Origin of the sequence: Pseudomonas kitaguniensis (assembly GCF_009296165.1) — a bacterium.
Classification (GTDB): Bacteria; Pseudomonadota; Gammaproteobacteria; order Pseudomonadales; family Pseudomonadaceae; genus Aquipseudomonas; species Aquipseudomonas kitaguniensis.
The window spans coordinates 1-21,333 of record NZ_VUAZ01000039.1 but is presented as its reverse complement, the minus strand read 5'-3'; the positions used below and the strand labels follow the sequence as shown (position 1 = coordinate 21,333).

General features: G+C 60.0%; 25 protein-coding genes. 14 read left to right on the top strand and 11 right to left on the bottom strand.

Features of this window, described 5'->3' with window-relative positions; translation table 11 throughout:
• Nucleotides 1-10: 10 nt before the first annotated feature.
• Nucleotides 11-436, top strand: coding sequence for a secondary thiamine-phosphate synthase enzyme YjbQ (locus F0169_RS07555; RefSeq protein ID WP_099234959.1), 426 nt, complete (start codon nt 11-13; stop codon nt 434-436).
• Between the two features lie 101 nt (nt 437-537).
• A complete protein-coding gene (gene sutA, locus F0169_RS07550; RefSeq protein WP_058413813.1) occupies nt 538-870 on the top strand; it encodes a transcriptional regulator SutA in 333 nt (110 codons plus the stop codon).
• Between the two features lie 91 nt (nt 871-961).
• On the opposite strand, the gene F0169_RS07545 is transcribed toward sutA, so the two are convergent.
• From F0169_RS07545 to lptM, 6 genes are read right to left on the bottom strand one after another with little or no spacing between them, the layout of a single operon-like run.
• Entirely contained in the window at nt 962-1,657 is a 696-nt protein-coding gene (locus tag F0169_RS07545) for an HAD family hydrolase (RefSeq protein WP_152746147.1), read from the bottom strand.
• Nucleotides 1,654-2,553 (bottom strand): tyrosine recombinase XerC, encoded by a 900-nt coding sequence (gene xerC / locus F0169_RS07540; RefSeq protein WP_122249592.1) that lies wholly within the window; start codon nt 2,551-2,553, stop codon nt 1,654-1,656. The genes F0169_RS07545 and xerC overlap by 4 nt, the downstream gene beginning before the upstream one ends.
• Nucleotides 2,554-2,555: 2 nt before the next feature.
• Complete coding sequence (locus F0169_RS07535) at nt 2,556-3,272, bottom strand: DUF484 family protein (protein ID WP_058413810.1); 717 nt, start codon at nt 3,270-3,272, stop codon at nt 2,556-2,558.
• A gap of 13 nt (nt 3,273-3,285) precedes the next feature.
• Nucleotides 3,286-4,116 carry a diaminopimelate epimerase gene (gene dapF / locus F0169_RS07530; RefSeq protein ID WP_152746146.1) on the bottom strand — a complete coding sequence of 277 codons (831 nt, stop codon included), beginning with the start codon at nt 4,114-4,116 and terminating at the stop codon, nt 3,286-3,288.
• Between the two features lie 3 nt (nt 4,117-4,119).
• Complete coding sequence (gene lysA / locus F0169_RS07525; RefSeq protein ID WP_058413808.1) at nt 4,120-5,367, bottom strand: diaminopimelate decarboxylase; 1,248 nt, start codon at nt 5,365-5,367, stop codon at nt 4,120-4,122.
• A 9-nt stretch (nt 5,368-5,376) separates the two neighbouring features.
• Nucleotides 5,377-5,544: an LPS translocon maturation chaperone LptM gene (lptM, locus tag F0169_RS07520; protein WP_003195417.1), complete on the bottom strand. Its 168-nt coding sequence runs from the start codon at nt 5,542-5,544 to the stop codon at nt 5,377-5,379.
• A 238-nt stretch (nt 5,545-5,782) separates the two neighbouring features.
• On the opposite strand from lptM, the gene cyaY reads away from it, so the two are divergent.
• The 3 genes from cyaY (at nt 5,783) to rnk (ending at nt 6,895) form a co-directional block, all read left to right on the top strand.
• A complete protein-coding gene (gene cyaY, locus F0169_RS07515; RefSeq protein ID WP_152746145.1) occupies nt 5,783-6,130 on the top strand; it encodes an iron donor protein CyaY in 348 nt (115 codons plus the stop codon).
• 2 nt (nt 6,131-6,132) lie between these two features.
• Nucleotides 6,133-6,351: a DUF1289 domain-containing protein gene (locus tag F0169_RS07510; protein WP_058413840.1), complete on the top strand. Its 219-nt coding sequence runs from the start codon at nt 6,133-6,135 to the stop codon at nt 6,349-6,351.
• Nucleotides 6,352-6,481: 130 nt separating this feature from the next.
• Entirely contained in the window at nt 6,482-6,895 is a 414-nt protein-coding gene (rnk, locus tag F0169_RS07505; protein WP_122249589.1) for a nucleoside diphosphate kinase regulator, read from the top strand.
• Nucleotides 6,896-6,907: 12 nt separating this feature from the next.
• Here the strand turns inward: rnk and F0169_RS07500 are convergent, their stop codons facing one another.
• The 3 genes from F0169_RS07500 to F0169_RS07490 form a co-directional block, all read right to left on the bottom strand.
• The gene (locus F0169_RS07500; protein WP_152746143.1) at nt 6,908-9,748 is read right to left on the bottom strand and encodes a class I adenylate cyclase; all 2,841 of its coding nucleotides are present in this window, start codon (nt 9,746-9,748) and stop codon (nt 6,908-6,910) included.
• A 168-nt stretch (nt 9,749-9,916) separates the two neighbouring features.
• On the bottom strand, nt 9,917-10,168 hold the full coding sequence (locus tag F0169_RS07495) for a TIGR02647 family protein (protein ID WP_058413804.1): 252 nt from the start codon (nt 10,166-10,168) through the stop codon (nt 9,917-9,919).
• Nucleotides 10,169-10,320: 152 nt separating this feature from the next.
• A complete protein-coding gene (locus F0169_RS07490) occupies nt 10,321-10,605 on the bottom strand; it encodes a hypothetical protein (protein WP_058413803.1) in 285 nt (94 codons plus the stop codon).
• Nucleotides 10,606-10,732: 127 nt separating this feature from the next.
• Here F0169_RS07490 and F0169_RS07485 point away from each other — a divergent pair, with 127 nt between their 5' ends.
• Entirely contained in the window at nt 10,733-11,392 is a 660-nt protein-coding gene (locus F0169_RS07485; RefSeq protein WP_152746142.1) for a glutathione S-transferase family protein, read from the top strand.
• Nucleotides 11,393-11,502: 110 nt separating this feature from the next.
• Here the strand turns inward: F0169_RS07485 and argH are convergent, their stop codons facing one another.
• Complete coding sequence (argH, locus tag F0169_RS07480; RefSeq protein ID WP_152746141.1) at nt 11,503-12,897, bottom strand: argininosuccinate lyase; 1,395 nt, start codon at nt 12,895-12,897, stop codon at nt 11,503-11,505.
• 502 nt (nt 12,898-13,399) lie between these two features.
• On the opposite strand from argH, the gene F0169_RS07475 reads away from it, so the two are divergent.
• From F0169_RS07475 to F0169_RS07445, 7 genes are all read left to right on the top strand, one after another.
• A complete protein-coding gene (locus F0169_RS07475) occupies nt 13,400-14,146 on the top strand; it encodes a LytR/AlgR family response regulator transcription factor (RefSeq protein ID WP_058413800.1) in 747 nt (248 codons plus the stop codon).
• 138 nt (nt 14,147-14,284) lie between these two features.
• Nucleotides 14,285-15,226, top strand: coding sequence for a hydroxymethylbilane synthase (gene hemC / locus F0169_RS07470; protein WP_122249585.1), 942 nt, complete (start codon nt 14,285-14,287; stop codon nt 15,224-15,226).
• Nucleotides 15,223-15,972 carry a uroporphyrinogen-III synthase gene (locus tag F0169_RS07465; protein WP_172979367.1) on the top strand — a complete coding sequence of 250 codons (750 nt, stop codon included), beginning with the start codon at nt 15,223-15,225 and terminating at the stop codon, nt 15,970-15,972. Before hemC ends, F0169_RS07465 begins: the two co-directional genes overlap by 4 nt.
• Before the next feature lie 41 nt (nt 15,973-16,013).
• The gene (locus F0169_RS07460) at nt 16,014-17,129 is read left to right on the top strand and encodes a uroporphyrinogen-III C-methyltransferase (protein WP_172979366.1); all 1,116 of its coding nucleotides are present in this window, start codon (nt 16,014-16,016) and stop codon (nt 17,127-17,129) included.
• A 5-nt stretch (nt 17,130-17,134) separates the two neighbouring features.
• Nucleotides 17,135-18,376 carry a heme biosynthesis protein HemY gene (locus F0169_RS07455; RefSeq protein ID WP_152746140.1) on the top strand — a complete coding sequence of 414 codons (1,242 nt, stop codon included), beginning with the start codon at nt 17,135-17,137 and terminating at the stop codon, nt 18,374-18,376.
• A 234-nt stretch (nt 18,377-18,610) separates the two neighbouring features.
• Nucleotides 18,611-19,132 (top strand): disulfide bond formation protein B, encoded by a 522-nt coding sequence (locus F0169_RS07450; protein ID WP_152746139.1) that lies wholly within the window; start codon nt 18,611-18,613, stop codon nt 19,130-19,132.
• Nucleotides 19,133-19,341: 209 nt separating this feature from the next.
• The gene (locus tag F0169_RS07445) at nt 19,342-19,800 is read left to right on the top strand and encodes an Rsd/AlgQ family anti-sigma factor (protein WP_058413794.1); all 459 of its coding nucleotides are present in this window, start codon (nt 19,342-19,344) and stop codon (nt 19,798-19,800) included.
• 53 nt (nt 19,801-19,853) lie between these two features.
• Here the strand turns inward: F0169_RS07445 and F0169_RS07440 are convergent, their stop codons facing one another.
• Complete coding sequence (locus F0169_RS07440) at nt 19,854-20,531, bottom strand: FKBP-type peptidyl-prolyl cis-trans isomerase (protein WP_152746138.1); 678 nt, start codon at nt 20,529-20,531, stop codon at nt 19,854-19,856.
• A 192-nt stretch (nt 20,532-20,723) separates the two neighbouring features.
• Here F0169_RS07440 and F0169_RS27350 point away from each other — a divergent pair.
• The coding region (locus tag F0169_RS27350) for an AlgP family protein (RefSeq protein ID WP_194166010.1) at nt 20,724-21,333 on the top strand (610 nt) is incomplete at its 3' end.

The window sequence follows — 21,333 nt, the reverse complement described above, 5'->3', positions numbered from 1 at the left end:
GGAGAACTGTATGTGGCAACAGACTCTGATAACCCTGCGGGCCAAGCCCCGGGGCTTTCACTTGGTGACGGACGAATTGCTCGCTGGCTTGCCTGAATTGAAGGCTTGTCGTGTGGGCCTGTTACATCTGTGGCTACAGCACACATCGGCCTCGTTGACCGTCAACGAGAATGCCGACCCGGCGGTGCGCCGTGACTTCGAACGTTTTTTCAATGCGCTGGTGCCTCAAGGTACGGCGGGATATGAACACAACGACGAAGGGCCGGATGACCTGCCGGCGCACTTCAAGGCCAGTCTCCTGGGCTGCCAGCTGAGTTTGCCGGTCAATGCTGGCCGCTTGGCTATGGGGACCTGGCAAGGTGTTTATCTGGGCGAGCACCGTGATCATGGCGGTGCTCGTAAAGTCCTCGCCACCTTGCACGGTGATGGGGCATAAGCCACTGGTTATCCGCTGGCTATTGATTTTTTCCGGCGACCTCGACAGAGGGTGAAGCTGGGCTATAACTAATCTGCTTTTCGCAAGTCATGAGGTAGAACATGAGCGACGATGATCTGGAAAACGACGAACTCGAAGTAGGTGACGACGACGAGGCCGAAGAGGGTCTTGAAGCGGCAGCTGAAGACGTGGCTGACGAAGCCGATGACGGTGGCGATGACGCCCCTGCCAAAGCATCCAAAGGCAAAGCCAAGGCCGCTGTATCGGTAGATGAATTGCCGAGCGTTGAAGCCAAGAACAAAGAGCGCGATGCGCTGGCCCGTGCGATGGAAGAATTCCTCGCTAAAGGCGGCAAAGTGCAGGAAGTCGAGGCCAACGTGGTTGCCGATCCGCCGAAGAAGCCGGATAACAAGTACGGCAGCCGGCCTATCTGAGGTCAGCTGCACGCTTGTAAAAAAAGCCCGCCGTCGCTGCGGGCTTTTTCATGGCTGGAATAAAACTTACAGCGCGCTGCCATCTTCGATGTTATTGCCAGTTGCGCAGCAGCTCCGGCAACTCAGCCAGTTTGCGAATCTGCGCATCCGGAGCTTTATCGCCTTCCCAAGCCTTGCCCGCCGGGTTGAACCACACCGCGCGAAGCCCGGCCTGCTGGGCGCCGGCGATGTCATCGCCGGGGTGATCACCCACATGCACCGCCGCGCTCGCCTCCACGCCGCCGCGTTGCAACGCCTCGTGAAACAATCGCGCATCCGGCTTGGCGATGCCGATATCTTCGGCCCGCAGGGCAAAGTGGAAATAGTTGGCCAAGCCAACGCGTTGCACATCGGCATTGCCGTTGGTGATCACCCCGAGCAAAAAGTGCTGGCGCAGCGCTTGCAGCATGGGTTCGGCTTCAGGGAATGGAGTGATCTGGTGGCGCGCGTGAATAAACGCCTCGAAACACACATCCGCCATTTCTGTGGCCTCAGGCTGTGGATAACCCGCCTCTTCGAACGCGTGCATCAACACGCGATGGCGCAAGAGGCTGATGCGGTATTTGAGCTCGGGGTGGCGCTCCAGCACGTTTTGGCGAAGGCTGGCGAAATGCTCCAGGGGCAAGTCGCCGACCTTGCTGGCGTGGGTTGCCAACCACTCGCGCATGGATGCTTCGGCACTGATGATGACAGGTACGTTGTCCCAGAGCGTGTCGTCCAGGTCGAAGGTAATCAGCTTGATACTCATGAGTCGCCGCCCTTGATGCGTTTGGCCCGTGGATGGGCGCTGTCGTACACCGTTGCCAGGTGCTGGAAGTCGAGGTGGGTGTAGATCTGCGTGGTCTTGATGTCGGAGTGGCCGAGCAGTTCCTGCACCGCGCGCAGGTCTTGGGATGATTCCAGCATGTGGCTGGCAAAGGAGTGTCGCAGCATGTGCGGGTGCAGGTTTTGCCCCAGTTCGCGCTCGCCCGCAGCCTTCACGCGCAGCTGAATCGCCCGCGGCCCCAAGCGTCGGCCTTGCTGGCTGACAAACACCGCGTCGTCCGCCGGGTTGGTCAAAAGGCGCAGCGGCAACCACAGTTGCAAGGCTTCTCGGGCTTTGCGGCCGACCGGCAGCACACGGGTTTTGCTGCCCTTGCCGAGCACTTGCACCAAGCCATCCGCGAGGTCCAGTTGATCGAGGTTCAGCCCGGTCAGCTCCGACAGGCGCAGGCCGGAGGAATAGAACAGCTCAAGAATCGCCTGGTCGCGATGCGCGAGAAAGTCATCCTCCACGGCGCCATCGAGCAATTGCAGGGCGCGATCAGTGTCGAGGGTCTTGGGCAGGCGGCGCTCGCCCTTGGGCGGTGCCAGGCCATTGGCCGGGTCGTGCTCGCACAAGCCTTCGCGGTTCAGGTAGTGATAAAGGCCACGCACCGCTGACAGCAGCCGCGCCAAACTGCGCGAGGACTGGCCTTGCTGGTGCAGCCGCGCGATCAGACTGCGCAGGCTCTGGATGTCCAAGGCCTTCCAACTGGCGATCTGGTGTTTTTCACAGTACGCCAAGACCTTGTTCAAGTCCCGCCGATACGCTTCCAGGGTGTGCGGCGACACCTGGCGCTCACTGCGCAGGTGAGCGCAGTAAGCGTCCAGTTGCCGTTCCATGGCTAGCGCACCGCGCGCAGGGCAGTGGTGAAGCGCGGCAAGACGCGGCCCAGCACTTCGGCGATGTAGGTCAAAAACAGTGTGCCGACTGAGCTTTTGTAGTGCTGAGGGTCTCGGCTGGCGATGGCCAATACGCCATGCAGGCCTTGGTGGCTGAGCGCGACGACGGCGGTGGAGCCGATCTGCTTGCGCTGTTCGGCACCAAACAGGAAGTCCAACTCGTGCTCACGCAGGGTGCTGCTGATGGTTTTACCGTCCGAGAGCAGGCCGCCAATTGCGGTTTGCGCTTCGCCACCGCTGACCCAGCGACCCACCGGCATCGGGTTGTCGCTGAACAGGATCAGGCTGACAAACGGCACCTGAAAATCCTGGCGCAGGCTGTCTTCCACGGCGATTACCGTTTCTTCCAGGCTGGTGGCGTCCATCAGCATCAGAATCAGGCGGCGCGTCTTGTCGAACAGGCGGTCGTTGTCGCGTGCCACGTCCATCAACTGCGAGAGCCGATGGCGCATTTCTATATTGCGCTCGCGCAGGATCTTCATCTGTCGCTCCACCAGCGACACGGTGTCGCCGCGTTGGTGGGGGATGCGCAGGGCGGGCAGCAGCTCTTCGTGTTCCACGAAGAAGTCCGGGTTTGCCTCAAGGTACGCCGCAACAGCAGCGGCCTCCAGGCATTCGCTCGGGTTAGCTTGGGCGGGTACTTGAGGCTTATCGGTCATTGGCTTGGCTCACTCATAGACGGACCTGTCCTTCGTATACACGCGAGGCCGGCCCGGTCATCATCACCGGGTGGCCAGGGCCTGCCCATTCGATGGACAAACGTCCACCGGGCAGGTCGATCAGCAGCGGCGAATCCATCCACCCTTGGCTGATCGCGGCCACGGCAGCGGCGCAAGCACCGGTGCCGCAGGCCTGGGTTTCGCCGGCGCCGCGTTCCCACACACGCAATTGCGCGCGGGAACGGTCGATCACCTGCAGGAAACCCACGTTCACCCGTGCTGGAAAGTGCGGGTGATGTTCGATCTTCGGCCCCAGTTCGTGCACCGGGGCGCTATTGATGTCATTGACCCGCAGCACAGCATGCGGGTTGCCCATGGACACGGCGGCGATGTCGACGGTCTTGCCATCCACTTCGAGCGCGTAGTGGGTCGCCTGCTCGGTGGCCAGGAACGGAATATCCGCCGGCACCAGGTGCGGCGCGCCCATGTTGACGCTGATTTGACCGTCACTGCGAATATCCAGTTCGATCACGCCGCTCTTGGTCTCGACGCGAATCTGGCGCTTGGCGGTCAGGCGCTTGTCCAGCACAAAGCGCGCGAAGCAGCGCGCACCGTTGCCGCATTGTTCCACTTCGGAGCCGTCGGAATTGAAGATCCGGTAACGGAAATCCACGTCCGGGTTGCTCGGCGCCTCAACCAGCAGCAACTGGTCGAAGCCAATGCCGGTGTGACGGTCGCCCCACTGTTTAGCGTGTTTGGGCAGGATATGCGCGTGCTGGCTGACCAGGTCGAGGACCATGAAATCGTTGCCCAGCCCGTGCATCTTGGTAAAACGCAGCAGCATGGCTTACTCCGGCAGCAGGCTTTCGCCAGCATACAACTCGGCTACCGTCTCGCGGCGACGCACTTCAAACGCTTGATCACCGTCCACCAGCACCTCGGCGGTACGCCCGCGGGTGTTGTAGTTGGAACTCATGACAAACCCATAGGCACCCGCCGAATGCACGGCCAGCAAATCGCCTTCTTCGAGGGCCAACTGACGATCCTTGGCCAGGAAGTCGCCGGTTTCGCAAATCGGGCCAACGATGTCATAGGCACGGGTTTCGCCCGCGCGAGGCTTCACGGCGCTGACATTCATCCAGGCCTGGTACAGCGCCGGGCGAATCAGGTCGTTCATCGCCGCGTCGACGATGGCGAAATCCTTGTGTTCAGTGTGCTTGAGGTATTCAACCTGAGTCAGCAGCACGCCGGCGTTGGCGACGATATAGCGGCCCGGTTCGAACATCAGCGTCAGGTCACGGCCTTCGATGCGCTCGCGCACGGCCTTGATGTAGTCAGCCACCAGCGGCGGCTCTTCATCGCGATAACGCACGCCCACGCCGCCACCGAGGTCGATGTGGTGCAGGTAGATGCCGCACTCGCCCAAGCGGTCGATCAGCGCCAGCAGGCGGTCGAGCGCATCGATAAACGGCGGCAGGGTAGTCAGTTGCGAGCCGATATGGCAGTCGACGCCCAGCACTTCGAGGTTCGGCAACTGTGCGGCGCGGATGTACACGTCCTCGGCGTCGGCAATCGCGATGCCGAACTTGTTCTCTTTAAGACCGGTGGAAATGTACGGGTGGGTGCCGGCGTCGACGTCCGGGTTCACGCGCAGGGACACCGGCGCGCGAACGCCCATCTCGGCGGCCACGATTTGCAGGCGTTCCAGCTCGTCGGTGGATTCAACGTTGAAGCAATGCACGCCCACTTCGAGTGCGCGGCGCATGTCTTCGCGGCTCTTGCCTACGCCGGAGAAAACGATTTTGTCCGCCGTGCCGCCGGCCGCCAGTACACGTTCCAGCTCGCCACGGGAGACGATGTCGAAACCGGCGCCCAAGCGCGCCAGGACATTCAGTACACCCAGGTTGGAGTTGGCTTTGACCGCGTAGCACACCAGGCTCGGCGTGCCTTGCAGCGCGTCGGCGAAGCTGCGGTATTGAGCTTCGATATGGGCACGCGAGTACACATAGGTCGGGGTGCCAAAGCGCTCGCCAATCGCGGACAACGCCACGCCTTCCGCGAACAGCTCGCCGTCCCGGTAGTTAAAAGCGTCCATGGGGTTACCTTAGTAAGTGTCGTGCTTGTGCGCTTTCGACGGCTTTTGCGACGACTGCGCCTGTTCATTCGGGTCTTTGCTGTCATCGGGCAGGTACAGCGGGCCTTTTTGACCACAGGCACTAACTAGGCAAGCGACCGCGACGAGCGCAGCAAGGGAAGAGATCAGGCGCTTCATGGCGAAATCCTTGAATATGCATTAATTGCGCCCGAGTATACCGACCACCCGGCAGCTTGCCTATGCGCTGGAATACCCGTCCAGCGGGGGTTTGCCGAGACAGTCAAGAAGCGGGCTACGCTTGCTGAGGATATTTCATGCAGCCATCACGGATGAAATCGGTATCCTTTGCATTCGGCGAGGCTCGCCCGTATCGTGCGGCGCTTGAGCAAAACCAGACACTTTTGAGGTTGCCACAATGAGTTTGACCGAAGCCCGCTTTCACGACCTGGTGGATTCGACCCAGCAAGCGCTGGAAGATATTTTCGACGACAGCGGTCTGGACGTGGACCTGGAAAACTCGGCCGGCGTACTGACCGTCAAGTTTGAAAATGGCACCCAACTGATCTTCAGTCGCCAAGAGCCCTTGCGTCAGCTCTGGCTGGCAGCGCGTTCGGGCGGTTTTCACTTTGACTACGACGAAGATGAAAAGCGTTGGGTACACGACACCACTGAAGAGCTGTTGAGCGAAATGCTCGCGCGCCTGGTGTCGGAACAATCCGGCGCCGAGCTGGACTTTGATGAGCTGAACCCCGACGAGAAATGATTGTGAGCCAGCCTGCACCTGTACGCCCGCCCAAGCCGCTGTTCAGCAACGTCAGCCCGGCGGTGCCGTCACCTTGTATCAGTTTGTGTCGCCTGGATGAGCAAAAAGTCTGCCTCGGTTGCTTTCGCCATGTGGAAGATATTCGCGAATGGCGCTCTGCCGACGATGCCCGGCGCCGCGTGATCTGCGCAGAGGCTGCGCAGCGCAAGGCCCACGCCTGAGTCGTCTTGTTTATTTGTGACGCTGTGGTAGTGTCCGGGTACACCTCAACTCATCGAGGTCCGTGAGAACCCCGCCTTTTTCTGGCGGGGTTTTGCTTTTTTGCGCAGAAAAAAGGAGTCTGCCTGAATCATGACCACTGTCCCTTCCATCATCCTCACCCGCCTGGACGTACAGCGTCTGGAGCAACTGATCGACCGTTTGGGCGACGAATTTCCCGGTGTCGAAGCGTTGCAAGCCGAACTCGACCGCGCTGAAGAGGTGGTTGGCCACGAGGACGTGGCTGCAGGTGTGGTGACCATGAACTCCAGCGTGCATTGCCGCGAGCAAGGCAGCGGCAAGGACTATCACCTGACCCTGGTTTACCCTAAAGACGCGAATGCCGATGAAGGCAAGATCTCTATCCTGGCGCCGGTTGGCAGTGCATTGCTCGGCTTGAAAGTGGGCCAGCACATCGACTGGCCGGCACCCGGCGGCAAAACCCTGAAGCTCGAACTGCTCAGCGTCGAGGGCCAGCCCAAAGACGGCGGCGCATTCCCCCTGTAAAAAACAGCCGCTTTAAACCTGGTTCAGCGCTTCGTTCAGCGCCAGCTCCAGCTCGGCCTTGTAGCGCAGGTACAAGTTGCTCGGGCTTTGCACATCGCCGAGCAGGCCGGACAGGTCGAGGTCGGTGATGTAGCAGCGATAGCGCTGGGTTTCGCGGCGTTGCTCGACGATTTGCCGGGCGACTACTGCAAACAGTTGGTCGCCAAACTCCAGTTCGGAAAACTCCCGCTGATTGCAGTACAGGGTAATGCCCACTTGGCCGGGCGCTGCTTTGCCGATAATTGCCTGCACGTCATAAAACGGCTGGTTGGCGGGGTTGTGCGGGGTCGGTCGGGGCTCTATGCCGCGTGCGCGATGACTGCCTGACGGCAACAGTTGGTAATACAGGGTGTGTACATCGCCCAGCGGCTGTTGCGTATTCAGCGGCGATAACGCCTCCCGGCGATAGAGTATCGATTGCAGAAAGCGCTGCAACGGCGCCAACAGGCTCTGCTCGTCGTGAAACGGCAAGCGTTGCTGCCAGAGCGCGTTGAATTCATCCAACACATACAGCTCGGCAAAGCCTTCATTGACCCGGTAAAACACCTGCACGCAATCGGCCAGGCCCATCGGCAGCAGCAGCGCCAGGTCGTGGTCTTCCAGGGCCATTGCGTCCAGGTGCAGCGGGGTGTAGCTGGCCAGTTCTTCACTGAGGTAGGCGATCAGCGCTTCCTGCGTTGGCAGTGACACATGGGTGGCATGGCCCGGCGTCAGCTCCATCACGTGATAGTGCTGTTGCACCTGCAACAGGTAGCGATGGTTGGACTGGCCGAGCAGCAGGGTTTGCGCGGTGTCGAAAATTTCTTCGACGCGCTGGGCAATGAACGGCGCGCGGTTGTGACAGAAGCAACGCACCCGCAGCCGGGGCAAATGGTCGGGCGGCAGTTGGTTGAGGTAGTCACGCAGGCAATCGAGCAACGCGTGAGGCCCGTCGTAGCGGCTCACCATTACCTCGTTCCAACTGTTAAGTGTGACCTGATCCAGCGTCAGTACCAGGTTGTCGCGTTTGCCTGCGTAGCTCAGGGAGTCGGTGCGCTCGGTGGTCATCAGGATATTCAGGTCGCGGTGATGCTTGAGCGGGTCGACGCCGACGTTGATCAGTAACAACACCTCTTCTGGCACCGCCGGGCGCAACAGGCGCTCCTCGTCGACGCTGACCAAGGGCAGTGCGATGGTTTGTTGCAGGCTGCCGAGTAAATTGAACAGCTCAAATTCCGTCATGTCGCTGACGCCCGGGTGCAGCGCCAAGTGGGTGCTGCTGTCGATCACGCCGTTGCGGTGGCACCAGGTAAGCATTTCGAGCAGATCGCGGCTGCGCTTGATCGGCGCGAAGTGCTCCCATTCCAGCGCCGTAAGGTTGCCGTTGTAAAGGCCCCAGTCATGCAGGCCCGGCTCTTTACGGTTGGGCGATTGCACCAGGGTCAGGGTGTCTTCGGCCAAATCAGGGGCGATGCCTGGGTTGATGAATTCGACTTTGCCGGCTTTGCGTTCGAACGCTGCATAAAGACGTCGGCCCAGCACGTTGAGGTCGCGCTTGTTGATCAGGCTGACGGTTTGCTCGGTACGGGCGAATTGCGTGAGGAAGCGGTAGCTGTGGTTCAGCTCATTGACCAGTGCACGGCGCTCGACAGCCACTTGGCGCACCTTCCACTGGCTGCGGCTGTCCAGCAGGGCCAGTTGGCGTGGGTCCCAACCCCATTCATGCGCCAGGCGTTCCATTAATAGCCGTTGCCAGCCAGTGCCGCGTTGGCCCGCGCTGAGCTTGCGGTTGACCTTCAAGTACAGGCTGCGCCTGAGCAATTCCAGGCGCTCCGGCTCGTTGCGCGCTTTTAGGTATTCCTCAATGCGGCGGTAGACCACGATGTACGGGTCCAGCTCATCCAGGTCGATCTGGTTAGCGAATACCGCGCGCTTGAAGCGCAGGCTCAGGCACTGCACGTTTGGGTGTTCGCTGGCGTACACCTCGGTCAGCAGCAGTTTGAGTACCGATTTATACGGCGACTCGATGCCCTTGAACAGTTGCCAGAGCCCGGCGCCAATGAATTCGCCGGGGGGAATGTGCGCCAAGTGGCCAAGGTCGAGGGTTTCATCGGCACGAATAAAACGCTTGGAGAGCAGCGTGTGGGTGAACTCGGCGTAACGGGTTTCTTCGTACACCGGCACCAGCCACCAGATCGGTGTGCGCCCGGCCAGCCAGATGGCGGTGCGGTAGAACTCATCCAGCAGCAGGTAATGCTGGGTGGTGCCACAGTCGTCGGAGCTCAGTTGGGTCTCGCGTTCACCGAGTACAAAGCGCGTCGGTTCGATCAGGAAGAAGTGCGCCTCGGCGCCCATGGTCAATGCCCAGGCTTCAAGTAACTGGCATTTTTTGCGCAGCTCGGCCAACTCGTTTTCGCTGAGGTCGGGCGCGTGGCATACCCACACGTCCATATCGCTCTGATCCGCCTGGGCCAGGGTGCCGAGGCTGCCCATCAGGAACAGGCCGTGAATCGGCAGCGACGGGTTGCCATGGCGCGGCTTGTAGCAGAACGAGCGGGTCAGGCGCTGGGCTTCGGTCAGGGCTTGAGTATCCGGTTCGAAATTCGACAAGCCCGCCGGTGTGCTGCCGGAGACATAACCCGGCAACAGCGGGTGATTCACGTGAAAAAATAGCGGCAACACGCTCAGTACGCTTTGTTGGCGCGGTGTCAGCCCTTCGACAGCCCGTGCCATACGGCCTGCATTGAGGGCCATGAACCGCGTGCGCAGTTGCGCCAGCACCTTGCGGTCGATGCCTTCGTCCAGGTCGGGGCGTATTTCATGGGTGCGGGTCATGTCGAACTCGTTGGCTCGCAAGGCCCGACATGGGCGGCCGTGTAGGAGTTTACAGACAGAAACGCAGGAGGTTTAGCGGGAAATGATTTTTGGCGTCAGAATTTTGTGCGGGCCACAGCAACGCCCTCGGAATCCGCAAGGGGCGGACTCCATGGGCGGTATCAAAGGTCAGGCGGCTTCTTTTTGGGTTTTGCTTAGAATCGTCAGCAAGCCTTGGGCATGCTCGGCAGCATCCCGACCGAGGCTGGTCAGGTAACCACCGTCGGGCTGGGTGGTCAGTTCTTTGTCAAAAAGGCGTTTGGCGGCGGCGATGGCAGTGGGCGCTGCGCTTTGATGGACTTTTAAGCCTTCCTGGGAGCTGCCCAGGTTGAAGAGTGCAAGGATTTCCAGTTCGGCAACCAATTCAGGGGTATACGACATAAGGACTCCAGACGTTCTAAGTATTTATTAGAGGCTAGCACGGCATAAGGTGAACGCACTTTGCCGGGCTGTCCAGTCAGAAACATCCGGGTCTTGATATGGCGCAGGTTTGTGGCGAGGAAGCAGGCTCCGCCGCCACGGACGTGTTCGATTCAGTCGTTTTCCGGCGGCAATTCGGGCAGCGCCCGCAGCGCTGTTTCGTACCACTCGGTATCGAATGCGCGGTCTTCTTCGAGCATTTTGTCAATTTCGACAGCCAGCACGTGGGCCATCAGGTTCAGAATGTCGTCGCGCTCGTAACCCACCAGGGTCAGCTTGTTGAACGTCGCTTTGGCGGCAGGCGGATTGTCGCTTTCGATCTGATTTTCGATGGCCTGGGTCAGCGTACTTTCGGTGAACTCTTCTTCGTCGTTGTCGATATCGGTCGGCTCGCTCATGGCAGGCTCCTCAAGGAAAAGGCCGCCAGTCTACGCCCATTCAGGCGGGTGATGCTGCTGGCAAGGCAGGCGCAGGGGATCTATAACTCTTGCAGCCAACCCCACACCCGGCCTGGAGGCAGTCGCAATGCTCAAGCTTTACGGATTTTCGGTCAGCAACTACTACAACATGGTCAAACTGGCGCTGCTGGAGAAAGGCCTGCCGTTTGAGGAGGTGCCGTTTTACGCAGGCCAAACGGCTGAAGCCCTGTCGGTCAGCCCTCGCGGCAAGGTGCCGATTCTGGGGGTCAAACAGGGGTTTATCAACGAAACCAGCGTGATACTCGAATACATCGAGCAAACCCAGGAAGGCCCTGCGTTGCTGCCTGGCGAGCCGTTTCAGCGTGCTCAGGTGCTGGCGCTGTGCCGGGAAATCGAGCTGTATATCGAGTTGCCCGCCCGCGCGTGTTTCGCTGAAGCGTTTTTCGGCATGCCGGTGCCGGAGGCGATCAAGGAAAAATCAAGGGCTGAGTTGCTCTTGGGGACCGGCTCTTTAGGCCGACATGGCAAGTTCGCACCCTATGTCGCAGGGGAGAACTTCACGATTGCAGATATTTACTTCATGTACAGCGTGAACCTTGCCTGCGCCGTGGGCGAGAAGCTGTTCGGCGTGGATTTGTTGGCGGAGTTGCCGGCGGCCAAGGCGTTGTTGGAGCGATTGCATGCCATGCCCAACGCACAGAAAGTCGCGGCGGACCGGGAAGCGGCGATGCCGGCGTTTATGGCGATGATCGCGGCCAAAAAATAGAGGGTTTGCGCCGGTGATGGCGCCTTCGCGAGCAAGCCCGCTCCCACACTTGACCGAGTTCCAGGCTTGGAATGCGGCCAAATGTGGGAGTGGGCTTGCTCGCGAAGCTTTTAGCGGCTGGCGAGTAGCTCTAGGCCGCGTACCACGGCTGCTTTGACCTGCGCAGGCGCAGTGCCGCCAACGTGGTTGCGTGCATTCACCGAGCCTTCCAGCGTCAGTACGGCAAACACATCTTGCTCGATCTGTTCGCTGAACTTGCGCAGCTCTTCCAGGCTCATTTCCGCCAGGTCTTTGCCGGTGTCCACGCCGTATTTCACGGCATGGCCGACGATTTCGTGGCAGTCACGGAACGGCAGGCCACGGCGCACCAGGTAGTCCGCCAGGTCCGTCGCGGTAGAGAACCCGCGCAAGGCCGCTTCACGCATGATCGCGTGTTTGGGCTTGATCGCCGGGATCATGTCGGCAAACGCACGCAGCGAGTCGCGCAGGGTGTCGGCGGCGTCGAACAGCGGCTCTTTGTCTTCCTGATTGTCTTTGTTGTAAGCCAGCGGTTGGCCTTTCATCAAGGTCAGCAGGCCCATCAGCGCGCCGAATACGCGGCCGCTTTTGCCACGCACCAGCTCGGGCACGTCGGGGTTTTTCTTTTGCGGCATGATCGAGCTGCCGGTGCAGAAGCGGTCAGGCAGGTCGATGAACTGGAATTGCGCGCTGGTCCACAGCACCAGCTCTTCGGAGAAGCGCGACAAGTGCATCATCGCGATGCTGGCGGCGGCGCAGAATTCGATGGCGAAGTCGCGGTCGGACACGCCATCCAGGGAGTTGCCGCCCACGGCGTCAAAACCCAGCAATTGCGCGGTGTATTCACGATCAATCGGGTAGGTGGTGCCGGCCAGCGCGGCGCTGCCAAGTGGCATGCGGTTGGCGCGCTTGCGGCAATCGACCAGGCGTTCGTAGTCGCGGCTGAGCATTTCGAACCACGCCAGCAAGTGGTGGCCGAAGGTTACCGGCTGCGCCGTTTGCAGGTGAGTGAAACCGGGCATGATGGTGCCCGATTCACGCTCGGCCTGCTCCAGCAAACCTTTTTGCAGGCGCGTGATTTCGGACAGGATCAGGTCGATTTCATCGCGCAACCACAAGCGAATATCGGTGGCCACCTGGTCGTTACGGCTGCGACCGGTGTGCAGTTTTTTGCCGGTCACACCGATGCGATCGGTGAGGCGGGCCTCGATATTCATGTGCACGTCTTCCAGGTCGACGCGCCAGTCAAAAGTGCCGGCCTCGATCTCACCGCGAATGGTGGTCAGGCCATCAATGATGCTGTCGCGCTCGGCGTCAGTCAGCACGCCGACCTTGGCCAGCATCGTGGCGTGGGCGATCGAGCCCATGATGTCGTGGCGGTACAGGCGCTGGTCGAAGGTGACGGAGGCGGTGAAGCGGGCGACGAAGGCGTCGACGGGTTCACTGAAGCGGCCGCCCCAGGACTGGTTGGTCTTGTCGGTGCTCATGGATTCGCTCGTGGTCTGCTTAAAAGAGGCATGGAAGTGTGTCGCCGATAATAACAGGGTTGCCCGTGGAGGCGGTGCTGCGGGTGGTCGGCATTTTTATTTGTGCCGAGGATGGCTAAGTGCCTTGCCGCGGACCGCGTCCGGGAAGAAACTGCAAGCAGGTACTTATTGATGCAATATTTGACGAATGAGCAATATCGTCTCAGCGAGCGTCTACAGTTGCACTGATAGTGTGTGAACGCACCAAAGTCGGGTGCTGCGGTCATAGCCCAGACTATCCATTAAAAAGCGGGGTATTCGGATTGTGTATCAGCAAACCCTACGACTATGCCCAAAGGCAGCAGATCTTGGGCGTTATTGAACAGGTCCGGGTAAATTTGGGTGCCGCTCTCGGGGCACTTTTTGCCGCTCGCGCTAGTCTTAGCGTGGATCGCTGTGACGCAAGTCACCGCACCTGTCTACGCTATCCTTGTGCGAGACTCACGCAGGAATCCAGCGCAATATGAATGTCCTGATCGTTGATGACGAACCCCAAGCCCGCGAGCGACTGAGCCGTTTGGTCAGTGAACTCGAGGGTTACACCGTACTGGAACCGAGCGCCACCAACGGCGAGGAGGCGTTGACGCTGATCGACAGCCTCAAGCCGGATGTAGTGCTGCTCGATATTCGCCTGCCAGGCCTTGATGGCTTGCAAGTTGCCGCCCGCCTGAGTGAGCGGGAATCGCCGCCTGCCGTGGTGTTGTGCGCCGCTCAAGAAGAGTTCCCCGAGCAGGCACTGGAGGACAGTGGCGTTGCGTACCTGTTTAAGCCAGTGGCTGGCGATGCGTTACTCAAGGCCTTGAAAAAAGCCGAGCGCCCAAACCGAGTGCAACTCGCTGCCCTGACTCAGCCGGCCGCCCAAAGCGGTAACGGGCCGCGTAGCCATATCAGCGCGCGAACGCGCAAAGGCATCGAACTGATCCCGCTGAACCAGGTGGTCTATTTTATTGCCGATCACAAGTACGTGACGCTGCGGCACGAGGCCGGCGAAGTGTTGCTTGATGAGCCGCTCAAGGCGCTTGAGGATGAATTCGGCGACCGCTTCGTGCGTATCCACCGCAACGCGCTGGTCGCACGCGAGCGCATTGAACGCTTGCAACGCACGCCGCTGGGGCACTTTCAGTTGTTCCTCAAAGGGCTTAACGGCGACGCCTTGATCGTCAGCCGACGCCACGTTGCGGGCGTGCGCAAGATGATGCAGCAGCTTTAGCCTATGGGCTGCCGCGAGGTGTGCGTTTTTTATCGCGGTGCGACATGGCCAGGGAGGCCCCGCACTTGCTGATTCAAATCAAAGCGTGTTTGCCTGAGCTGTTATTATCTGCCGTATCTATTTAGTACGGATTGATCCATGTCTTCTCGCGAGATCCGCATCGCCACCCGTAAAAGCGCCTTGGCCTTGTGGCAGGCCGAATACGTCAAAGCGCGTCTTGAACAGGCCCACCCGGGGCTGAAAGTGTCCCTGGTGCCCATGGTCAGTCGCGGCGACAAGTTGCTCGACTCACCCTTGTCGAAAATCGGCGGCAAGGGTCTGTTCGTCAAGGAACTGGAAACCGCGCTGCTGGAAAACGAAGCCGACATCGCCGTGCATTCGATGAAAGACGTGCCGATGGATTTCCCCGAAGGCTTGGGCCTGTATTGCATCTGCGAGCGCGAAGACCCGCGCGACGCTTTTGTCTCCAACCATTTCGCTTCTCTGGAGGCGCTGCCTCTGGGCAGTGTCGTCGGCACATCGAGCTTGCGTCGGCAGGCGCAGTTACTGACCCGGCGCCCAGACCTGCAAATTCGCTTCCTGCGTGGCAACGTCAACACCCGCTTGGCCAAGCTGGATGCCGGCGAATATGACGCGATCATCCTCGCCGCCGCAGGCTTGATTCGCTTGGGCTTCGAAGACCGCATCACCTCGGCCATCAGCGTCGAAGACAGCTTGCCCGCAGGCGGGCAGGGCGCAGTCGGCATCGAGTGCCGTACCGCCGACGCTGACATTCACGCACTGCTCAAACCCCTTGATCACCCTGACACTGAAGTGCGTGTCACCGCCGAGCGCGCGCTCAACAAGCACCTTAACGGTGGCTGCCAGGTGCCGATTGCCTGCTACGCCGTGCTTGAAGGCGAAAACCTTTGGCTGCGTGGTTTGGTCGGCGACCCGGCTGGCGGCACGCTGCTCACCGCTGAGATACGCGGGCCGCAACGCGATGCCAGCGCGCTGGGTATCCAGGTGGCAGAAGAGCTGCTGGAAAAAGGCGCAGGCGCCATCCTGCAAAAAATCTACGGCGAGGAAGGGCCGCGGTGAACACCTGGCGAGTGTTGCTGACGCGACCTGCCGAGGAGTCGGCAGCGCTGGCTGCGTCGTTGTCTGACGTCGGCATTTTCAGCAGCAGCTTGCCTTTGCTCGACATCGAAGCCTTGCCAGTCACGGCTGAGCAACAGGCGGTGTTTCGTGAGCTGGGTCGCTATAACGCGGTGATCGTGGTCAGCAAGCCAGCGGCGCGCCTTGCCCTGCAGCAGTTGGATCAGCCTTGGCCGCAGGTGCAATGGTTCAGCGTAGGCGCCGCCACTGCGCAGCTATTGGCCGATCACGGCCTCAACGTTGAATACCCGCAAGCCGGCGATGACAGCGAGGCGTTGCTTGCATTGCCCGCCTTGCGTGAGGCGGTCGCAGGCCCCGCCGCCAACGTGTTGATCTTGCGTGGCGAGGGCGGTCGAGAGCTGCTGGCTGAGCGTTTGCGCGAGCAAGGTGCTAGTGTCGACTACCTGGAGTTGTATCGTCGTTCACTGCCGGCGTACGACGCGGGGGTGTTGATGCAACGCATCCAGTTGGAACGCTTGAACGGCGTGGTGGTCAGCAGTGGGCAGGGTTTTTTACACCTGCAAGCCCTGGCCGGCGATGATTGGCCGCAGGTGGCGAAGCTGCCGTTGTTCGTGCCCAGCCCGCGGGTCTATGAAATGGCGCGTGCCGCTGGCGCAGAAAAAGTTGTGGATTGTCGTGGCGCGAGTGCCGCGGCTTTGTTAGTGGCGTTGCGCAGCTCTGCCGTATGAGGCAGGCCGCCGCCACTCTCTGATACGCAAAGGACGGATACGTGAGCGAAACAGCCTTGCCTAAAGATGAAACTCAACCCGCACTTGATGCGCCGGTTGAGTCACCGGTCACCGCGCCACGTCGTGGCAATGGCCTGGCAATCGTAGCCCTGCTGCTCGGTGCCGCGGGGGTTGCTGTCGGCGGTTGGGGTATTTGGCAGGTCCGTGCCCTGCAAGCCAGCAGCCAGCAACAGCTGAGCCAGGTGCAGACCCTTGATGACCAATCGCAAACCCTCAAGCAGAGCCAGCAACAGTTGGCCGCACGCTTGGCGCAGTTACCTGCCGCGGATGAGCTGGAAGAGCGGCGCCGTCTGGTCGCCCAGTTACAGGGCGATCAACAGCGCCTGAGCCAGCGTCTGGAAACCGTGCTGGGTGCCAGCCGCCAAGACTGGCGCCTGGCCGAAGCCGAGCATCTGATCCGCCTTGCCAGCTTGCGTTTGTCGGCGTTGCAGGACATCAACAGTGCGCAGTCGCTGGTTCAGGGTGCCGACGAAATTCTACGCGAGCAAAGCGATCCAGGCGCTTACGCCGCGCGCGAGCAATTGTCCAAAAGCCTTGCCGCGTTGCGCAGTACCGAGCAGCCAGACCGCACCGGTTTGTACCTGCAACTGGCGGCGCTGCGCGATCAGGTCGTGCAGTTGGCGGCTATCGCCCCGGAATACGAGCTTACCGAACCGTCCTCCAAAGGGCCGTCGAGCGCTGAGCCCGAGAGCCGCTGGAGCCAATGGTGGGAGCATATTTCCCGCTACTTCCGCATCGACTTTAACCCTGACGATAATATTCGCCCATTACTCGCAGGCCAGGGTTTGAACCAGGTACGTCTGGCCCTGAGCCTGGCGCTGGAACAAGCGCAGTGGGCTGCACTCAACGGCGAGACGGCGGTGTACAGCCGTTCTCTGGGTGAAGCGCGCAGCGTGCTGCAAGACAACTTCAATCAGGAAAACCCGCAGAGCAAGGCAATGCTGGCGCGTATCGCCGAGCTTGAGCCTAAAGCCGTCTCCGTTGTCACGCCGGACCTGGCCGCCAGCCTCGCGGCAGTGCAGGCCTACCTTGAGCGCCGGCATTTGTCTGCCGATGAAGCCAAGGCGTCGGCGGGCACGCCGGCGAAGCAGGAGTAGAGCCGATGAAGCGTTTCTATGTGATCCTGGTGCTGGTGATTGCGATCACCCTGGCATTGGCCGTGGGCATTTCGAAACACACCGGCTACGTGCTGATTACCTATCCCCATGTGCTCAATTACGAGTCGAGCCTGTGGGCTTCGTTGTTGGGGCTGTTTGCCATCGGCCTGGCGATCTACGTAGTTCGTGTGTTGCTGAGTTTGCTCACCACCTCCGGTGGCATGGTCAACCCGTGGTCGCGGCGCAATCGTAGCCGTCGTGTGCAAATTGCGATTGAGCAGGGCCAGATGGACCTTGCCGAAGGCCGCTGGGCGAGTGCCGAACGTCACTTGCATCGCGCCGCAGAGGCGGAGCGCCACCCTTTGCTGTACTACCTCGGGGCTGCGCGTGCGGCCAACGAGCAGGGCCGTTATGACGAGTCTGACGGTCTGTTGGAACGCGCTCTGGAGCGTCAGCCACAGGCCGAACTGGCCATCGCCTTGAGCCATGCGCAATTGCAGATGGACCGTGGCGATACTGACGGTGCGCTGGTGACCTTGCAGGCCATGCACGAGCGTCACCCGCGTAACCCACAGGTGTTGCGCCAGTTGCAGCGCCTGCATCAGCAGCGTGGTGATTGGTCGTCGGTGATTCGTCTGTTGCCGGAATTGCGCAAAGACAAAGTGATTCCAGGCACCGAGTTGGCCGAACTTGAGCGTCGCGCCTGGGGTGAAAACCTGGGCTTGGCCGCGCACCATCAAGAGCAGGGCGAAGCGGGTTTGCAATCCCTGGAGCGCGCTTGGGAGCAACTGACTTCGGCCCAGCGTCAAGAACCGCAGTTGGTGGTGGCTTACGCTGAGCAACTGCGTCGGCTCGGCGCCGATGCCAAGGCTGAGGAAGTGTTGCGCGGCGCCATCAAGCGCGGCTATGACAGCCACCTGATCCGGCTCTATGGTTTGCTGCGCGGCGCTGACCCGGCCCGGCAGTTGAAATTCGCCGAAGGCTGGCTCAAGGACCATCCCGGTGATGCCAGCCTGCTGCTGACCCTTGGCCGCCTGTGTCTGCAAAACAGTTTGTGGGGCAAGTCGCGGGACTACCTGGAAAGCAGCCTGCGGGTGCAGCGTAATCCTGAAGCCTGTGCGGAGTTGGCGCGTCTGCTGGCACAGTTGGGTGATACCGAGCGCAGTAATCAACTGTTCCAGGAGGGCCTGGGCCTTCTGGACAGTCGTTTGCTGGCGTCACCGTTACCTGTGCCTGCTCGGGTTTAACGTAGGAAAGCGCCTGGGGTTGGCCCGGATACTTCTGAGGTCAGCCTCTCGGCACGCTGCAAGTGCTCGGTGTAGAGCGCTTGGTAGTAAATTCCTACCGCCAGTTGCTTTAAGTCATCCAGGCTCTGACGGCATATCCCTATGCTCTATCGGAATTGTCTGCTCTAACGCGTATTGAAAGGGGTAAGGCCTTTCCTCTACCGTAATGGTCTATCTCTTGCGGTACGGATAACAATGTCTTTGGCCCCTTCACGCTCCTTGTTTCTTCTGGCGTTCCTGGCCGGTGCGCTGACGTTGGGTGCGTCTTTTTATCTTGAGTACGGCGCACTGCTACGGCCTTGTTTCCTTTGCCAGGTACAGCGCATTTTTCTGGCGGCCTTCACCCTGATCAACCTGGTCAGAGCGCTCCATAGCCCCAAACGCATGGGCGCCTACCTTTACGGCTTGGCCAGCATGGGGTGTGCGCTGTTCGGTGCGATCACCGCCGTGCGCCAGGTGCTGCTACAAAATGCCGCGCCGGAGCAGGCCAATGCTTGCTGGCCAAGCCTGCATTACATGATTGAAAACCTGTCGCTGTGGCAAGCCCTGAAATCGACGGTCAAAGGCACGGTTGATTGCGTGGAGATCAACTGGACGCTGCTTGATCTGAGCCTTCCCGAGTGGAGCTTGTTGTTCTTCCTGGCGATGCTGTTCCTCGGCGTCATACAGTTTTCACGGCTGTTATTGAGCCGCCGTTTGGAGCATGCGCAGCCGTAAAAGCGCTTCACGTTACGTCGGCAGGGATTAAACACTTGTATGAACTTTCTCTCCTGCGTACCTTGAAGCCATAGTCATGCGGGCATAATCTGGCCCGCACGCATTATTGAATCCGTTTGCCATTCGCGGCCTCGGTCGCCCGCTGCTTTATCCTTGAAGTGTTGCGCGAGCAAAGGGCAGCAACGCCCCTATAGGGAAGAGAGAACATCATGTTGGAAAGTTGTCAGAATGCTCAGGAACGCTGGGGTGGGGTGCACAAGCTGATCGACAGCTGGCTGAGGGCACGTCACGAGCTGGTTCGGGCCTTTGATGATCTCGGCGCCAAGCCCGAGGCGCTGGCTGAGAGTGGCGAATCGTTGCAGGATTTCTGTGGTGTGCTGGTGGACTACGTGTCTGCTGGACATTTCGGCGTCTACGAACAACTGACCAAAGAGGCCGAAGCCTTTGACGATCAGCGTGGTCTGGACCTGGCTGAAACCATTTACCCGCGCATTGATGACATCACCGAGAAGTTGCTGGCGTTCACCGACCTGTGTGATGCCGGCCAGTGTGTTGCAGAAAAATTCAAAGAGCTGGGTGGGTTGCTGCATGAGCGTTTCGAACTGGAAGACTGCCTGATCGAAGTGCTGCATAACGCCCACAAAGAACAGGCCGACGCCTTGGTCTGATGCGCACTGTGGTAACTGAAAAACGTGCGCATTGCGCACCGTTTTTTATTCGCTCAGTGGCGAGTGCCGAGCAGTTCGATCTCGAACACCAGCGGTGTATACGGCGGGATCAGTTCACCTGCGCCGTCGGCGCCATAGGCCTGTGCGGAGGGAATCACCAAGCGCCATTTCGCGCCTGTCGGCATCTGTTGCAGGGCAATGTTCCAGCCATTGATCACGCTGCCCAAGCGAAACCACTGAGGCTGCGTGCTCTGATCGAAGACCGTGCCATCGGGCAACCGCCCCACGTATTTCACCTGCACCTCATCACTGGCCGATGGCTTGTTGCCGCTGCCGGGCGTCAGTTCGGTGAGTAGAATGCCCTCCGGCAACTCACGCACGCCGACTGCGGCTTTTTCCCTGGTTAAAAATTGCTGTTCGGCAACGAGTGCTTTTTCACTGTGCGGCGCTTGAGCGTCGGCCGCGTTCTGCGCTTCGTGTTGGGCAAGTATCTGTTGGATACGTGCGTTGTCCAGCGCCAGTGGCTTGCCTTGATAGGCTTGCTTGAGGCCGTCGACCAAGGCCTGAATCTGCAGGTCGGGAACCTCTTGGCGCAAGCGTTCACCGAGACTTGCGCCCAAGCTGTACGCGAGGTCGTGGGAGTCTTGGTCAGTGGTTTTGGGCGGCGATTGCTCGCCTGCATTGGCTGTGCAAATCGCCAAACCAAGTGCTAGAAAAAGGTAACGCGACATCTGCATTCTCCCGCCGAAAGTGCGACGGATTATGCCAGTGTGAGTACGCAAAAAGTGCCGTGGTTTTTCGTTATAACAATAAGAATTTTGTGAAGGTGCAACGCAAGGCAAACGATACTGTCAACATGCCCTAGCGGCGGTAAGAGCAGAGGGCTAGTATGAGCCGCACCCACGTCAGCCAGGAGGTAAACCATGTCGGCCAAACAGAAGCCTGTAAATACCCCGTTGCACTTACTCCAACAACTTTCGGGCAGCTTGCTCGAACACCTGGAAAGCGCGTGTTCCCAAGCGTTGGCTGATGCAGAAAAACTGCTCGCCAAACTGGAAAAGCAACGCGGTAAAGCGCAAGAAAAATTGCACAAGTCCCGCACCAAACTGCAAGGCGCCGCCACAGCCGGCAAGGCCAAGGCACAAGCCAAAGCCAAAGACGCGGTCAAAGAACTTGAAGACCTGCTGGATGCTCTTAAAGATCGTCAAGCTGAAACCCGCACCTACATTTCCCAACTCAAACGCGATGCTCAGGAAAGCCTGAAACTGGCCCAGGGCGTTGGTCGTGTGAAGGAAGCCGTGACTAAAGCGTTGGGCGCTCGTACGCCGGCAAAAGCTACTGCGCCGAAGGCTGCTGCAAAAACAGCTGCCAAGCCTGCGGCTAAAACCGCTGCTGCAAAGCCAGCCGCCAAGCCAGTGGCTAAAACGTCTGCTGCCAAACCAGCCGCCAAGCCAGTGGCTAAAACTGCTGCTGCCAAACCGGCCGCCAAGCCAGTGGCTAAAACCGCTGCTGCCAAACCGGCCGCCAAGCCAG

Excerpts from the sequence above, each read along its gene's own strand:
- F0169_RS07555 (WP_099234959.1), top strand. The coding sequence starts at position 11 with ATGTGGCAACAGACTCTGATAACCCTGCGGGCCAAGCCCCGGGGCTTT.
- sutA (WP_058413813.1), top strand. The coding sequence starts at position 538 with ATGAGCGACGATGATCTGGAAAACGACGAACTCGAAGTAGGTGACGAC.
- F0169_RS07545 (WP_152746147.1), bottom strand. The coding sequence starts at position 1,657 with ATGAGTATCAAGCTGATTACCTTCGACCTGGACGACACGCTCTGGGAC.
- xerC (WP_122249592.1), bottom strand. The coding sequence starts at position 2,553 with ATGGAACGGCAACTGGACGCTTACTGCGCTCACCTGCGCAGTGAGCGC.
- F0169_RS07535 (WP_058413810.1), bottom strand. The coding sequence starts at position 3,272 with ATGACCGATAAGCCTCAAGTACCCGCCCAAGCTAACCCGAGCGAATGC.
- dapF (WP_152746146.1), bottom strand. The coding sequence starts at position 4,116 with ATGCTGCTGCGTTTTACCAAGATGCACGGGCTGGGCAACGATTTCATG.
- lysA (WP_058413808.1), bottom strand. The coding sequence starts at position 5,367 with ATGGACGCTTTTAACTACCGGGACGGCGAGCTGTTCGCGGAAGGCGTG.
- lptM (WP_003195417.1), bottom strand. The coding sequence starts at position 5,544 with ATGAAGCGCCTGATCTCTTCCCTTGCTGCGCTCGTCGCGGTCGCTTGC.
- cyaY (WP_152746145.1), top strand. The coding sequence starts at position 5,783 with ATGAGTTTGACCGAAGCCCGCTTTCACGACCTGGTGGATTCGACCCAG.
- rnk (WP_122249589.1), top strand. The coding sequence starts at position 6,482 with ATGACCACTGTCCCTTCCATCATCCTCACCCGCCTGGACGTACAGCGT.
- F0169_RS07500 (WP_152746143.1), bottom strand. The coding sequence starts at position 9,748 with ATGACCCGCACCCATGAAATACGCCCCGACCTGGACGAAGGCATCGAC.
- F0169_RS07495 (WP_058413804.1), bottom strand. The coding sequence starts at position 10,168 with ATGTCGTATACCCCTGAATTGGTTGCCGAACTGGAAATCCTTGCACTC.
- F0169_RS07490 (WP_058413803.1), bottom strand. The coding sequence starts at position 10,605 with ATGAGCGAGCCGACCGATATCGACAACGACGAAGAAGAGTTCACCGAA.
- F0169_RS07485 (WP_152746142.1), top strand. The coding sequence starts at position 10,733 with ATGCTCAAGCTTTACGGATTTTCGGTCAGCAACTACTACAACATGGTC.
- argH (WP_152746141.1), bottom strand. The coding sequence starts at position 12,897 with ATGAGCACCGACAAGACCAACCAGTCCTGGGGCGGCCGCTTCAGTGAA.
- F0169_RS07475 (WP_058413800.1), top strand. The coding sequence starts at position 13,400 with ATGAATGTCCTGATCGTTGATGACGAACCCCAAGCCCGCGAGCGACTG.
- hemC (WP_122249585.1), top strand. The coding sequence starts at position 14,285 with ATGTCTTCTCGCGAGATCCGCATCGCCACCCGTAAAAGCGCCTTGGCC.
- F0169_RS07455 (WP_152746140.1), top strand. The coding sequence starts at position 17,135 with ATGAAGCGTTTCTATGTGATCCTGGTGCTGGTGATTGCGATCACCCTG.
- F0169_RS07450 (WP_152746139.1), top strand. The coding sequence starts at position 18,611 with ATGTCTTTGGCCCCTTCACGCTCCTTGTTTCTTCTGGCGTTCCTGGCC.
- F0169_RS07445 (WP_058413794.1), top strand. The coding sequence starts at position 19,342 with ATGTTGGAAAGTTGTCAGAATGCTCAGGAACGCTGGGGTGGGGTGCAC.
- F0169_RS07440 (WP_152746138.1), bottom strand. The coding sequence starts at position 20,531 with ATGTCGCGTTACCTTTTTCTAGCACTTGGTTTGGCGATTTGCACAGCC.